Source organism: Poritiphilus flavus (assembly GCF_009901585.1).
GTDB classification, from domain to species: domain Bacteria; phylum Bacteroidota; class Bacteroidia; order Flavobacteriales; family Flavobacteriaceae; genus Poritiphilus; species Poritiphilus flavus.
Genome location: NZ_WXYO01000005.1, coordinates 119,236 through 132,006 on the forward strand (window position 1 = coordinate 119,236; position 12,771 = coordinate 132,006).

Sequence of the window (12,771 nt, forward strand, 5' to 3'; positions counted from 1 at the left end):
GGCCTAAAGTAAACAGAAGTACTGTCTTATTCCACTATTTTATAATTTTTTATGGTATAGTAGGTTTTTGAAGCCTCCGGACAAAGTGATTCTTTGGCCGTAGCCTCGAGTAAGGCTCCGGTCTGAAGTGCCTCTGAAGGAAGCAGGAATGCTACCTGCATTTCGTCGCTTTTTTTCGGGAGGTTCACTATTCCCATACCACCTTCGCCCATTTCCATAATTTTAACCAGGGCTACATTGGCTTTGGCCAGGCCACAGATTTCCTTTGAGCTGTTATAGGTTTCCAGTATTTTGATGACAAAATTAAGTTCACCCGGGTTTACTCCAGCTTGTGGTAGTGGCTCTGCAGGCTGTTCGAGGTTGTCCTCAATGGCTTGTTCCGGATCGTTCTGGGAGGAATTACAAGCTATGCCACCCATTAATAAAAGTAAGATTGCTAGATATTTCATGATTTGAGGGGTTGTTCTTTAATAGATACGGATCAAAGGGGTCTAAAAGATGAAGGGGCATGTCTGGCACGCCCCTTCAAAATTACTAATAATTGAAAATCAGCGTTTTAGAAGCTTAAAACTTCGATCTGTTTTCGGGCCGGTGATCTTTACAAAATAGATCCCGGCAGGACGGTTTGAAGCATCCCATGAAAATGGTTGACTGGTATCCAGGTCGGATTTTTCATAGATCATCTGACCGAGTAAATTGTAGACTCGCGCGTTGACCTTTTTATCCGCTCCGCTCAGTGAAAAATAGAATTCAGAGATGGAGGGGTTTGGCCAAACCGCTGAAGCCTGACTTACCTCCAGGGTCGCGAGCTCCCGAAGTTCCTCCTGAGCCAGGGATGACTCCATAGGGGTTTCGGTTTCTTCTTCTGCGGCAGTCTCTACTCTACCGAATATCTGGAATACGAGGTCCTCAGGATTTCCTCCAAATGCCAGGGATTGAGGGGTCCAATCCACAAGCCCCAGTCCAAAGAGGTCTGCCTGGTCCCTGATCTGGTTTTCCTGGCCTATAACAGTGCTCTGCGTCAGCCAGAACCACTGGGTGTTATTTGGGGTAAAGGCGAGGTTGGCAAAAACGGATAACCAATAGGAGCCACTGCCCAGATTTACTTCTTCGGGCAGTTCCAGGCTCAGGTTGCTGTCCGTACTTGCAGAAATGGGTTCGATGGGGCCACTGTTATAGACCACATCACCAGGAACACCACCGTTGTCACTGTAGATAACTACCGTGCCGCTGGTCAATTCCGGACCGCCTGAAGCCGTACCAAAGGCAGTAACATTGCGCAGTCTCCAGCTACTTCCTTCCGGGATAATAAAGTCGTCCGCAGATTGTACTACCGCCCCGAAGTCTGTAAAGAACTGAGAGACCGTATTGCTGGCTACCGGTCCTACCTGCTGGTAAATGGCAGGCTCTATCACGTTAATGGTAAAGCCTTCGGAAACCTGCTCTTCCCCTGATGTGGCTACCAGACCAATGGCGGCCGAGCCTTCGGTCTCCGGTGTGACACTGATTAGGATTTTATCCCCGTCTATAGCGGCCGAGATCAGTCCCGGATTGGAGTTGGTGAGTTCAATATCTATAGGTTTGTCTTTTGAACTTACAAATAGATCTGTAATGTCAATCTCAAAAGGTTCAACATTGATCGGGACAGTAATATCGCTTAAAAGATAGGCCACACTTAAAGTAGGCTCCGGTCTTGGACGTACAAAGAAATTGGCGCTATATACTCCGTTTCCATGTACCCCTGCAGCGACAAAACCGTCTTTTCTGGTTTTAACCTGGGTCACTACGCCATTTCCGATGCGAATAGGTTCTCTGAACCAGCGTGTGCGGTTGCCTCTCAAGCGGTAAGTAAAGTACAGACCGGTACTGGTGCCTGCAAAATACCCGTCGTTATCCCCGTTCATAGCGAACCACCTGACGGAAGGACCGTTTCCGGAACCGTCAGAATTCTGTTCCAGGTTACCGCTGATATCCTCCCAGCTTCCTCCGGCATCCTCGGACATAAAAATACTCGGTATGCCGTAATTAGAGAATACAGCAAACACCCTGTCTGAATCCGTTGGGTCTACATATATATTGTTTACGAAACCTGCGGGAAGTCCTTTACCGCTGGAAATATCCTCGGCGGGCTGATCGTCTACATTGGCATTCTCCACCTTATAGATACCACCGGTAGCCGTACCGTAATATAGGCGGTTAGCGACCGGGAATTTAGAAACATCCAGGGAAGTGATCTGTGACCCATCGAGGGTGGCGGTCTGTGTTTGTTCGCTCCAGTTTACCGAGGTAGTGGCATTGGAGAACAAGGGGATCTCGTCCAGGTTGTTATTTCGCCAAATGCGATCTCCCGCCGGCAGGTACATGACATTATCGTTGATGGGGTCCAGTACAAAAGGAGCCACAAAAGCGAAACCGCTCGCCCCTGACGGCTGTACCCGGGTGAAGGAGACAAAATCTCCGTTCTCATCAAAATTAAGCCTGAAAATAACTCCAAACTGAGCGGAGACATATCGGGTAAGACCCCCATCCGCAATGGCGTTGAAGGTACCGTCACCACTGAAATCCTCTATCCAGGGATCGTTGAGGCTTACAGAATTGGTAAACCAGGTACCGTTATCCTGAAAACCGGCCAACAGATCATCACTATTCGCTTCCGGGTCAAAGGAAATAGCGTAAGGTTGCGTAGTGATATAGTTGTTATTCAGGGAAATCCAGTCAACAGGACCAGGCATGCTGATGTCTTCTGTTCTATGGACACCGCCGTCTGTTGCCGCTATGGCTTTGTTGGGATCGGATGGAAGAAAAACCAGGTTGTGCTGATCCGGATGCTGGTTGGGGTAAATGGAAATGTCATTGGCGATATTGTAACCGCCTATCCATCCTTCCGGACCTACCAGGCTAGTAAAACCATCTACAGACCGGTACAGGTTCGTACCCCCGATAAAGACCAAATCCGGGTTTTCCGGATGAACCTTTACTACCATATTATATCCTCCCTGTAAATTCAGATTGCCTACAGGCCCGCCTATTGTGGTAGGCAGATTGGCACTGAGATCTACCCATTGCTCTTCCGGAGTGGCAGCATCTGCCTGATATCGCCAGAGAAATGCCTCTGAAAAGCCCGAAAGGTTTTCGGAGAAAAAGAAGATGCGGTTCTCGTCCGAAGGATCTACCCCCATTACGGTTCTTCCTATAGTGGGAAAAAGGTCCGGAGGTGTAATTTCTGTCCAGGTATCTCCATCCTCCGTGACAAAGAAACCACTATCCGCATCACTAAAGAAATCCACTGTGGCATAGATTTTTCCGCCCGGAGTTGCGATTACTTCCGTAAAGCTGGCAAAAGCTCCGGGGAGCACCAATTCAAAATCACGGCCTCCGTTTTGGGAGCGATAGATCCCCTCCAATGTTGCCGCATAGAGGTCTCCATTATCCGGATCTATAGCCAGGCTGTTGATCACGTCAAAGGGCGCAAAACTGGTAAGATCCTCATCCCGTGTACTCCTCAATTGAAACCAGGTCCTACCGTTATTAATAGACTTAAAAATACCGCTGCCGGTATAGAAGGCTCCTCCGGCTGAAGCGGAATTCCCCAGGAATTCTCCTGAGGCATAGTACCAGATTCTATTTCTTCCCGGACGGGGATCCTGTACTATGGCGGTTATGCTGGGAGATTGGAAGGGTAGTGTAACTTTTCTCCAACTCTGCCCGGCATTGGTAGATCTCCAAAGGCCTCCGGAGACCCCGCCGGCCAAAATGGTGTTCTCATCCTTGCTATCCAGGGCAAGGGCTCGAGTTCTTCCACCAATATTTCCCGGACCTCTGTTCTTCCAATACGAAAACCGGCTCCGTTTCGCATAGTTTTCGCCTGCGCTTTTAGAAATCTCCTGTTGCAGGCTCCGAGCCTGAATATTCTCTGTAAATTTTAGTTCCAGCTGCTGAATGTCCTGGGGGATCTCCCCGGTAAAGGGATTTTGCAACTGGCGTTGTTCAAACAGCCACCGGTCCAGCGCCCGGTCTCCAAATGCCTTAGGTTTTACGCCGACAGGGCCAATTTCGCTGTCGTAGATCTTGGCTTGTTTGTAAAGGGCATGCCCTTTTTGTGGGGTGTGATCATTTTTTAGTTTCGGTTGCTGTGCTAAGACAGGAACAACAGTTAAAAAAATGAGAACTAAGGTCGCACCGAGGCGCGACCTCGTTTGAAGTAATAGTGTTTTCATATAGCGTTTTTAAGTTAATTAGAACAGCAGAGAATATAGCAAAAAAAACTGCATAACGTAGGCATTTTATTACAAAATCGATGAAATGCACACCCAGGTTTCACCTTTCAAATATTCCGGTTCGTCTTTTGCCTTTTTTCCAGAATTCGACTACCTTTTGGGGAAATTTTAAACACTAAAAGCATGGGCCTATTTGATGAAATTAAAAAGAAACTTAGTCATGAATTTATAGACATTGTAGAATGGCTTGACAGTTCTGACGATACTATAGTCCACCGTTTTGAACGCTATCAGAACGAGATCAAGAACGGGGCAAAACTCATTGTAAGGGAAGGGCAAACCGCGGTGTTTGTAAACGAAGGTCAATTGGCGGATGTTTTTGAGCCCGGGACTTATACACTCAATACTAAGAACCTACCAATACTGGCTACCTTAAAAGGATGGAAATACGGCTTTAACAGCCCGTTCAAGGCTGAGGTTTACTTTGTGAACACTCGTTTGTTCACCGATGAGAAGTGGGGCACCAAGAACCCGGTTATGCTTAGCGACGAAAGATTCGGGCTTACGGAGATCCGGGCCTTTGGTACTTACAGTTTCCGGATAAGTGATCCCGGGAAGTTTGTGGTAGACGTGGTGGGAACTGATGGCAATTTCACCAACTATGAGGTCAATGAGCACCTTAAAAGTCTGATCGTAACAAGATTTACGGATACCGTAGGAGAGGCCAATCTTCCCATAGAGCTATACGCCGCGAACACCAGTGAGTTATCTGAAACCTGCCAGGAGGTAATGCAACCGGAATTCGGAAGGGTAGGAATTGAATTGGAGCGCTTTTATATCGAGAATGTCTCTATGCCGGAGGAACTCAAAAAAGAGATCTTTGAATACAGCCGTCTGGACAAACTGGATATGACCAAGCTTTCTCAATTTAAAGCAGCCAAAGCCATGGAAGCGGCAGCCAAAAATGAAGGGGGTACGGCCGGAGCTGGTATGGGCATGGGCATGGGCTTTGTACTGGCCCAGCAAATGGGCAATATGATGAGCCAACCAACAGCTCAGCAAGCGTTTCCGCCAGGGCAGACCGCGGCGGTTCCTCCACCTATGCCTACTCAAACCCTGTATCATTATGCCCTTAATGGGCAGCAAATGGGTCCTGTAGGTTTTGACAAATTAAAAGAGCTTTTTGCCAGCCGGGTGATCAACCGCGATTCCCTGGTTTGGAAACAAGGTTTGGCCAATTGGACTGCCCTTAAGGATATAGAAGAGCTCAAAGCCTTTTTGGGAGGGAATACACCACCACCCTTACCCACGGAATAATTGAACGGTATAAAGCGAATGCAAAATTCCTGAAAACCCTGTTTAGGATGGAATAGCCTATGGACGAAATTAAACGATCGGAAGAGAAAAAGGCCTGCGCGAATTGCGGAGCTGAGCTTAAATACAAGCCGGGTTCGCATCAGATCAAATGCGAGTATTGTGGATACGAGGAGTTCATAGAGCCGGCCAAAAGTAGTTTCGAGGAGTTGGAATTACAGCATTACTTAAAGGCAGTTGGGGATAATGCTTATACGGAGACCATAGATATTTTGCATTGCAAGAACTGTGGGGCCAACCAACATGTGGAGGAGAATTTTAAATCCCTGCATTGCGTTTACTGCGGTGAGCCCCTGATCCGGGAAGATGTGGAAAAAGAAGGGTGGATAGTCCCCGGCGCACTCATCCCCTTCCAATTAGACTTCAAAAAAGCCCGTGGGATCTTTAAGAAGTGGGTAAACAGGCTTTGGTTCGCCCCGAACAAATTAAAGCGGGCGGCCCTTGACCCCGAGGCCTTGCACGGTTTATACGTACCCCACTGGACCTTTGATGCGGACCTGCATGCCACCTATCAGGGCCAAAGAGGTGACTACTACTACGAGACCCAAAGGTACCGAACCAAAAACGGCATGCAGACCAGGCAGGTCAGGAAGACCAGGTGGCGGCCGGCTTCCGGGGCGGTAAATGGTTTTGTGGATGATATCCTCATCAATGCTTCAGAGAAGAGGGAAAGGGAAATACCGAATGCGGTCTCTGCCTGGAACGTCAAAGAGCTGGTACCTTTCAATTCCAAATACCTTTCCGGATTTGTAACTGAAAAGTATACCATTCCTTTGAAGGAAGGGCATCACAGGTCTTTCCAAAAAGCAAAATCCATTGCTTACACCTGGATTCGCAGAGATATTGGGGGAGATACTCAGCGTATACACCATGCGGACATTAAACTGTCTGAAGAGACCTTTAAGCATGTGCTACTACCGGTGTATATCAGCTCGTACACTTATAATAGAAAGAAATATCATTTCTACATAAACGGACAGACCGGGGTTATTTACGGAACAAGGCCCTATTCGTTTTGGAAGATCTTCTTTTTGGTCCTCTTTATAATCATAGTAATAACCCTAATCGCGATCGTAGCAAAATGAGAACATTAGCCATAGGAGATATCCATGGAGGTTTGAAGGCCTTGAAGCAAGTAATGACCAGGGCGGAGGTAAGCGCTGATGACCAGCTGATCTTTTTGGGCGATTATGTGGATGGTTGGAGTGAGGCCGCTGAAACCGTAGGCTTCCTCATTGATCTTAAAACAAAGCACAACTGCATTTTTATCAAGGGCAATCACGATGAGCTCTGTTACGATTGGCTGTCAACCTGGAAAGACAATCCACTCTGGTTTAGGCATGGTGGTGAAGCCACCATGGATTCTTACCTCGCGGTTGATGAGGCCACCAGAAAAATACATATTTCCTTTTTTGAAAACCTGGAGAACTATTATCTGGACAACAAGGACAGGCTCTATCTTCACGCGGGTTTTACCAATATGCACGGAGTGCAATACGAGTATTTCCCAAAGATGTTCTATTGGGACCGTACATTGTGGGAGATGGCCCTTGCCCTGGATAAAAACCTCAGTCCGGAATCAGACCGCTACCCCAAACGCCTCAAGCACTACAAAGAGATCTACATTGGGCATACCCCTGTAACCCGCATCGGGGAGACTGTTCCTATAAACGCGGCCAATATTTGGAATGTAGACACCGGGGCGGCCTTTAAAGGACCTTTGTCCATTATAGATGTGGATACCAAGGAGGTCTGGCAAAGCGATCCGGTTTACACTCTTTATCCCGGGGAAACAGGGAGGAATTAGCCAATGAGAAAAAATGGCGTCCAAAAGCTATTTTTTAGACGCCATCAGGTTTTACAGTTTTCCGTGGTCGTGTTCTTCCTGCCAGCGGAAAAGTTCTTTCCACTTTCCTTCGTAACACATCCTGGCTTGCATGGGCCATGATGCCGGATCGTGAACTTTATAGCGCTCGCCTCCGGAATCTAATACCTCCTGGCATTTGGCCACTGAAGTTTCAGCAAGGGCTTTCCAGGTTTTAATGTCAAAATTATGGAAGAGGCTCTCAATTTTTGGGCCTATACCTTCCACCACCTTTAGGTCGTCCTGCTTTATTCGCTTACCAAAAGCCGCTTTCGCCGCAGCAGCGTCAAAGGGTATTGGAGCTAAGGAAGCCGCCCCCATAGCGGATTCAAGTTTTTGATTGCAGGCGTCCAAATCAGCCTCAAGCCTGGCATTCTTATCTTCCAGTGCCTTTAGATCAGCGGCAACACTAGTATTTTTACTTCCGGACTTGCCGATCAAATATCCCAGGTATGCGCAAATTGCACCCACCAGCACTATAATTAACCAGCACCAAATATTCATATTTTCAAAATCCATTTCTAATTTTTTGTGGTTGTTTATTCATCAGATGTCAGGGCTGTACTGTTTTCAGCCTTGGCTTTTTCAACATTGTTACTGGCTAAGGTAACCTCCGGCCCAGTGGTACTGGCCTTTGGGGCATCCGGGGAAGGGATCTGTACCTCCATCACGGTGGGGTCGTTTTTCTCAACCCGGCATTCACTGCAATAGGTTGCAAAAAAATAGGTGCCCGCGAGGATCGTAATAAGGATCCCCACGAGATTCGTAGTGGTTTTGGTCATTGTTGTAATGTTTAGTGTTCTGTATACAATGTACTAAATAAAGCCTAAAGTGTTAAATTTCTGCACTTTAATCTTACCCTTCCCAGACCGGGCTTCTTCACCTGAATAGCTCAAAATTCTGTTAGGATTCCTGAAGCCAATAGCTCAAAACGTACCATATATACAGAATTTTCGTCCAATCGTACTTTTTGAGATTGTGTCAATAGAAATAATAGAGATATTAGCTTAAACATTTGACAAGGAAACCCTATTTCTCCCGACAAGGTTCCGGCATTGAAATAGGGTTTTAATTCCTTTTAGGATATATAGTTTGAATTAGTTTAGTTTGGTTAGTTTGGAAAAACCTGCTATTGTTTTAAACCGACAGTGGCGGGTTTTTTTTATGGGAAATACCAATTATACAAGATGTGTGACCATTGGTGGAAATCCACAGGCTGTCAGTACATAATTGGTCGGAAAATCAGTTGTTTAGACCTATTTTTAAATGTGAAATCCAAAACTGTTGAAAATGAAAAAGCTTAAAATAAGACTACTAGGATTTTTAAACTTCTGTTGCATGTTCGTAGTACTGGGAACCCAGGCCTTGTTGCACGGAAGCTGGACAGTAAGGGAACCTAAACCTGTTAGAGCGGAAGGCGTCGGAAATGATTCCCGGATGTAGGTACCACTAACCCTATAGCAGGTATCCCGGCTAAGGCCAGAAGTACCTTAGTTTGTGTCAAAAACCCGCTGAGCTGTTGAGCCAGTTACATGTATTGTAATGGAGGAGCTAACAGCTCAGCGGGTTTTTTTTAAGCAGTACTTACAAAGGATTCAATCATACAATAATAATGGCAAACCATACAAAATCAGATACTTAGGGCGAATATTTACTGTAATTTTCCCTTGAGAAAACACAAAAACAGCATCTGATGAAAAGAGCAGTTACTTATTACATCCTTTTGGTTGTTATTGCCTTGCTGGCCCTGTCGGCCTGTAGAAAAAATGATGACGACTACGATCCTGAACGCCATGAGGGCGCGTCGCAAATTGAACACAGCATCGGTCAGGCCTAGCGTAATTTGACCAGGACCTACGAATAAAAACCTGCAGTTGTTTTTTAAACCCAGGGGGGAAGGGTTTGGAAATAGCTGCGGGTTTAAGCTATAGATCGAACTTTATTCCTTGTGCCAATGGCAGATCTGTAGTATAGTTGATCGTATTCGTTTGCCTTCTCATATAGATCTTCCAGGCATCGGATCCGGATTCCCGGCCACCTCCGGTCTCTTTCTCACCTCCGAATGCTCCTCCTATCTCCGCTCCGGAAGTACCAATATTCACATTGGCGATACCACAGTCGCTCCCAGCCGCGGACAAAAATTTCTCCGCCTCACGCAGATTATTTGTCATAATGGCCGAGGATAGCCCTTGCACCACGCTATTCTGAATCTCAATGGCATTTTCCACATCCCCACTGTATTTGAGAAGATAGAGAACCGGTGCGAATGTTTCGTGTTGCACGATCTCATAAGAATTATCTGCCTCAGCTATCGCCGGCTTGACGTAGCAACCGCTTTCATAACCTTCTCCTTCCAGTACACCGCCTTCTACCAGTAGTGTGCCACCTTGATCCACCACTTTCTCCAGGGCATTCTTGTAAAGTGCTACGGCATCCTTATCGATAAGTGGCCCTACGTGGTTGTTCTCATCCAAAGGATTCCCAATGCGGAGTTGCTTATAAGCCTCAATTACCGCATTTTTAACCTTATCGTAAACGGATTCATGGATGATAAGCCTTCGCGTTGAGGTACATCGCTGTCCGGCTGTTCCCACGGCACCGAAAACCGCGCCGATCACCGTCATTTTTATATCCGCGTCAGGGGTCACTATAATGGCATTATTCCCACCCAGTTCCAGCAGTGATTTCCCTAGACGGGCTGCAACCGCCTGGGCCACAATTTTCCCCATTCGTATGGAACCCGTTGCGGAAATCAGAGGCATACGTTTATCATGTGTCATAAATTCACCAACCCGATAATCCCCGTTGATCAGACAGGAGATGCCTTCCGGCAATCCATTGGCTTTAAAAACATCGGCCGCGATATGCTGGCATGCAATGCCGCAAAGTGGGGTCTTTTCCGAAGGCTTCCAAACACAAACGTCCCCGCAAACCCAGGCCAATGCCGTATTCCAGGACCAAACCGCAACCGGGAAATTAAAGGCAGAAATAATACCCACTATTCCCAGGGGATGGTATTGCTCGTACATTCTGTGTCCGGGGCGTTCGGAATGCATGGTCAGGCCATGTAATTGCCTGGAAAGGCCAACCGCAAAATCACATATGTCTATCATCTCCTGAACTTCCCCCAGTCCTTCCTGGTATGATTTCCCCATTTCATAAGAAACCAGTTTACCCAGTGGCTCTTTGAGTTCACGTAGTTTCTCGCCGAATTGGCGTACGATCTCACCCCTTTGCGGAGCCGGAACTTTTTTCCATACTTCAAAGGCGGCCCCGGCAGTTGCCATCAGCTTTTCATAATCTTCTTTGGTAGTGCTTTTGGCCTTGGCGATAAGCTGGCCGTCAACAGGAGAATACGAGGAGATCAGTTCTCCTGAAGCATACCAATCCGAACCCGTGGAGGTCCCCTCATTTACAGGGTTAATCCCCAGTTGTTCCAATGCTTTTTCTATTCCGAAATCGGTGGCTACTAATGACATTTTATAACTTTTTGAATACGAATTGTTAGATTCCGATATTAATCGGGACCACAAAGCTACGAATATTGAAACTTTCCGCGGACAAAAAATCAGTCCCGGTCCGCTTTATTTTAAAAGGAGTATGGCCAGGGCCAACAATGCCGGGAGTCCCTGTACGAAGAAGATTTTCTTGCTCGCGCTGTACGCTCCATAGAGACCGGCAATCAATACACAGCTAAGGAAGAAGATCGCTATGTTTTGCTGCCAGGTAGCGTCGTCAATAAAAAATGTCCAGATGAGTCCGGCAGCCAGGAATCCGTTATACAATCCCTGATTTGCAGCCATGGGCTTGGTGGGCTCAAAGAGTTCAGGAGGAAAACTTCGGAATACCTTGCGGCCTCTTGTGGTCCACGCGAACATTTCGAACCAAAGAAAATAAAGATGTAACAAGGCAATGACCCCTATGAGTATTTGAGCTGCTATTTTCATAATATGATTTATTTTGCCACAAAGCGTTCATCCACTTCCATAACGGTCCCGCAGTTATCACAGGTCCGCAATTCCTCGGACCCGTAAAAGTGCTCAAAGTGGCCGAGGAAATCCTTTTCAATATCGTGAAGTGTAAAATAGGCCTCGTACAATTTATTATTGCAATTATCACAGAACCAGAGCAGACCGTCATCAACTTCCATTTCGTCTCGCTTGCGTTCAATCACGAGTCCGAGGGAACCTTCATGACGAACCGGAGAGTGTGGGATCTTCGCAGGATGCAGGTACATGTCGCCCGGGCCGAGCTTCATGGTTTTTTTCTTGCCATCTTCCTGTATATGAACTTCAATATTGCCTTCCAGTTGGTAAAAAAGTTCTTCGGTCTCATTGTAATGATAGTCTTTTCTGGCGTTTGGCCCTGCGACGATCATCACAATGTAATCCCCGGCGTCCTTGTACAAATTCCTGTTCCCTACCGGCGGTTTTAGCGTATCGCGGTTCTCCTCAATCCAACGGCTGAGATTAAAGGGAGGTTGAATGCTCATTATTCTTTTCGTTTAAGCGTTAAGGACCACTACAGTTAGATTTTCTGAAAGCGGATCCACTTACTCAAAGTTAAGAAATCTATGTTGCTTTTGGGTTTTTAGCGGTAGAACAATTGGGTGAAGTAGTAGTTCCCGGAAGCATCTGTCTTTACGCTGATGCCGGTATGTGTAAAATTATCCTCAATGGTCTTACGATGGTTTGGACTATCCAGCCAGTTCTCAAAAGCTTCAATCGCAGTAGCGTAATTCTTCGCGACATTTTCGGCAACGTATTCCGCATCTACCTCAGAAGAAATTCCGGATGCCCTGGCACTGAAATTATCGTGACTCAGACTCCCTTTGGCGATCATGTAATCCGTATGTTCGTTGGCGTAGGAATAGGCGACCTCACTAAAGACAAGAGTATTATATCCCAAAGCAGCCCGGTGAGCATTCACAATTCCCAATAGCTCTTGTTCTACCTGGACGGCATTTTTATTTTCCGGGATCGGTATATCTGCATTACCTATGGTTTCCTTGGAGCAGGAACTCGCCACTAATACAAATAAAACCGAGATAGCGAATTGCAATCTCATTTTCATATACTGTTCTATTTGCTAAGTAGGAAGAGAAGAATGGGGCGTTTCTCGTATAACCCGATTCAGAAGAATCAAGTGTGTAATATTAACGAAATTCTCAGGAAACTGCTTTAAAAGAACCCCTTTTTTCGATGAAATGCATCAAAGGGCGGAGGTGAGGCACAGTAGGCCAAAAGGTTGCCGGAAAGCCTCGGAAAACTTTGAGTAAAGGATCAAAAATGCGCTGTAATCCTTAGGCTTCCAGGG

The 12,771-nt window shown here is 46.5% G+C and carries 13 protein-coding genes; 5 read left to right on the forward strand and 8 right to left on the reverse strand.

Going from position 1 to position 12,771, the window contains the following annotated elements; all coding sequences use genetic code 11:
* Nucleotides 1–26: 26 nt before the first annotated feature.
* Both GTQ38_RS10830 and GTQ38_RS10835 read right to left on the reverse strand, forming a co-directional pair.
* On the reverse strand, nucleotides 27–449 hold the full coding sequence (locus tag GTQ38_RS10830) for a hypothetical protein (RefSeq protein ID WP_161435539.1): 423 nt from the start codon (nucleotides 447–449) through the stop codon (nucleotides 27–29).
* 99 nt (nucleotides 450–548) lie between these two features.
* Nucleotides 549–4,217, reverse strand: a complete 3,669-nt coding sequence (locus tag GTQ38_RS10835; protein ID WP_161435540.1) for a T9SS type A sorting domain-containing protein — start codon at nucleotides 4,215–4,217, stop codon at nucleotides 549–551.
* Between the two features lie 183 nt (nucleotides 4,218–4,400).
* On the opposite strand from GTQ38_RS10835, the gene GTQ38_RS10840 reads away from it, so the two are divergent.
* Genes GTQ38_RS10840 through GTQ38_RS10850 form a run of 3 tightly spaced genes read left to right on the forward strand, consistent with a single transcriptional unit; the run spans nucleotide 4,401 to nucleotide 7,398 of the window.
* Nucleotides 4,401–5,534, forward strand: a complete 1,134-nt coding sequence (locus GTQ38_RS10840; protein WP_161435541.1) for an SPFH domain-containing protein — start codon at nucleotides 4,401–4,403, stop codon at nucleotides 5,532–5,534.
* A gap of 59 nt (nucleotides 5,535–5,593) precedes the next feature.
* Nucleotides 5,594–6,676 (forward strand): DNA helicase PriA, encoded by a 1,083-nt coding sequence (locus GTQ38_RS10845; RefSeq protein WP_161435542.1) that lies wholly within the window; start codon nucleotides 5,594–5,596, stop codon nucleotides 6,674–6,676.
* Nucleotides 6,673–7,398, forward strand: coding sequence for a metallophosphoesterase (locus GTQ38_RS10850; RefSeq protein WP_161435543.1), 726 nt, complete (start codon nucleotides 6,673–6,675; stop codon nucleotides 7,396–7,398). The genes GTQ38_RS10845 and GTQ38_RS10850 overlap by 4 nt, the downstream gene beginning before the upstream one ends.
* A gap of 51 nt (nucleotides 7,399–7,449) precedes the next feature.
* On the opposite strand, the gene GTQ38_RS10855 is transcribed toward GTQ38_RS10850, so the two are convergent.
* Together GTQ38_RS10855 and GTQ38_RS20985 are read right to left on the reverse strand one after the other, a co-directional pair.
* Nucleotides 7,450–7,974, reverse strand: a complete 525-nt coding sequence (locus tag GTQ38_RS10855) for a hypothetical protein (RefSeq protein ID WP_161435544.1) — start codon at nucleotides 7,972–7,974, stop codon at nucleotides 7,450–7,452.
* Nucleotides 7,975–7,994: 20 nt separating this feature from the next.
* On the reverse strand, nucleotides 7,995–8,237 hold the full coding sequence (locus GTQ38_RS20985) for a hypothetical protein (RefSeq protein WP_238857904.1): 243 nt from the start codon (nucleotides 8,235–8,237) through the stop codon (nucleotides 7,995–7,997).
* Between the two features lie 508 nt (nucleotides 8,238–8,745).
* Between GTQ38_RS20985 and GTQ38_RS10860 the strand changes: the two genes are divergently transcribed.
* Together GTQ38_RS10860 and GTQ38_RS10865 are read left to right on the forward strand one after the other, a co-directional pair.
* Complete coding sequence (locus GTQ38_RS10860) at nucleotides 8,746–8,898, forward strand: hypothetical protein (protein WP_161435545.1); 153 nt, start codon at nucleotides 8,746–8,748, stop codon at nucleotides 8,896–8,898.
* 250 nt (nucleotides 8,899–9,148) lie between these two features.
* Nucleotides 9,149–9,292, forward strand: coding sequence for a hypothetical protein (locus tag GTQ38_RS10865; protein WP_161435546.1), 144 nt, complete (start codon nucleotides 9,149–9,151; stop codon nucleotides 9,290–9,292).
* A gap of 88 nt (nucleotides 9,293–9,380) precedes the next feature.
* On the opposite strand, the gene amaB is transcribed toward GTQ38_RS10865, so the two are convergent.
* From amaB to GTQ38_RS10885, 4 genes are all read right to left on the reverse strand, one after another.
* Nucleotides 9,381–10,934 carry an L-piperidine-6-carboxylate dehydrogenase gene (gene amaB, locus GTQ38_RS10870; RefSeq protein WP_161435547.1) on the reverse strand — a complete coding sequence of 518 codons (1,554 nt, stop codon included), beginning with the start codon at nucleotides 10,932–10,934 and terminating at the stop codon, nucleotides 9,381–9,383.
* 105 nt (nucleotides 10,935–11,039) lie between these two features.
* Nucleotides 11,040–11,402, reverse strand: a complete 363-nt coding sequence (locus GTQ38_RS10875) for a DUF1304 domain-containing protein (RefSeq protein WP_161435548.1) — start codon at nucleotides 11,400–11,402, stop codon at nucleotides 11,040–11,042.
* Between the two features lie 8 nt (nucleotides 11,403–11,410).
* The gene (locus tag GTQ38_RS10880; RefSeq protein ID WP_161435549.1) at nucleotides 11,411–11,947 is read right to left on the reverse strand and encodes a 3-hydroxyanthranilate 3,4-dioxygenase; all 537 of its coding nucleotides are present in this window, start codon (nucleotides 11,945–11,947) and stop codon (nucleotides 11,411–11,413) included.
* A gap of 98 nt (nucleotides 11,948–12,045) precedes the next feature.
* Nucleotides 12,046–12,528, reverse strand: coding sequence for a CAP domain-containing protein (locus GTQ38_RS10885; protein WP_161435550.1), 483 nt, complete (start codon nucleotides 12,526–12,528; stop codon nucleotides 12,046–12,048).
* Between the last annotated feature and the right edge of the window lie 243 nt (nucleotides 12,529–12,771).

What these genes read in the sequence shown, in the direction of transcription:
- GTQ38_RS10830 (WP_161435539.1), bottom strand. Translation starts at nt 449, where the DNA reads ATGAAATATCTAGCAATCTTACTTTTATTAATGGGTGGCATAGCTTGT.
- GTQ38_RS10835 (WP_161435540.1), bottom strand. Translation starts at nt 4,217, where the DNA reads ATGAAAACACTATTACTTCAAACGAGGTCGCGCCTCGGTGCGACCTTA.
- GTQ38_RS10840 (WP_161435541.1), top strand. Translation starts at nt 4,401, where the DNA reads ATGGGCCTATTTGATGAAATTAAAAAGAAACTTAGTCATGAATTTATA.
- GTQ38_RS10845 (WP_161435542.1), top strand. Translation starts at nt 5,594, where the DNA reads ATGGACGAAATTAAACGATCGGAAGAGAAAAAGGCCTGCGCGAATTGC.
- GTQ38_RS10850 (WP_161435543.1), top strand. Translation starts at nt 6,673, where the DNA reads ATGAGAACATTAGCCATAGGAGATATCCATGGAGGTTTGAAGGCCTTG.
- GTQ38_RS10855 (WP_161435544.1), bottom strand. Translation starts at nt 7,974, where the DNA reads ATGGATTTTGAAAATATGAATATTTGGTGCTGGTTAATTATAGTGCTG.
- GTQ38_RS20985 (WP_238857904.1), bottom strand. Translation starts at nt 8,237, where the DNA reads ATGACCAAAACCACTACGAATCTCGTGGGGATCCTTATTACGATCCTC.
- GTQ38_RS10860 (WP_161435545.1), top strand. Translation starts at nt 8,746, where the DNA reads ATGAAAAAGCTTAAAATAAGACTACTAGGATTTTTAAACTTCTGTTGC.
- GTQ38_RS10865 (WP_161435546.1), top strand. Translation starts at nt 9,149, where the DNA reads ATGAAAAGAGCAGTTACTTATTACATCCTTTTGGTTGTTATTGCCTTG.
- amaB (WP_161435547.1), bottom strand. Translation starts at nt 10,934, where the DNA reads ATGTCATTAGTAGCCACCGATTTCGGAATAGAAAAAGCATTGGAACAA.
- GTQ38_RS10875 (WP_161435548.1), bottom strand. Translation starts at nt 11,402, where the DNA reads ATGAAAATAGCAGCTCAAATACTCATAGGGGTCATTGCCTTGTTACAT.
- GTQ38_RS10880 (WP_161435549.1), bottom strand. Translation starts at nt 11,947, where the DNA reads ATGAGCATTCAACCTCCCTTTAATCTCAGCCGTTGGATTGAGGAGAAC.
- GTQ38_RS10885 (WP_161435550.1), bottom strand. Translation starts at nt 12,528, where the DNA reads ATGAAAATGAGATTGCAATTCGCTATCTCGGTTTTATTTGTATTAGTG.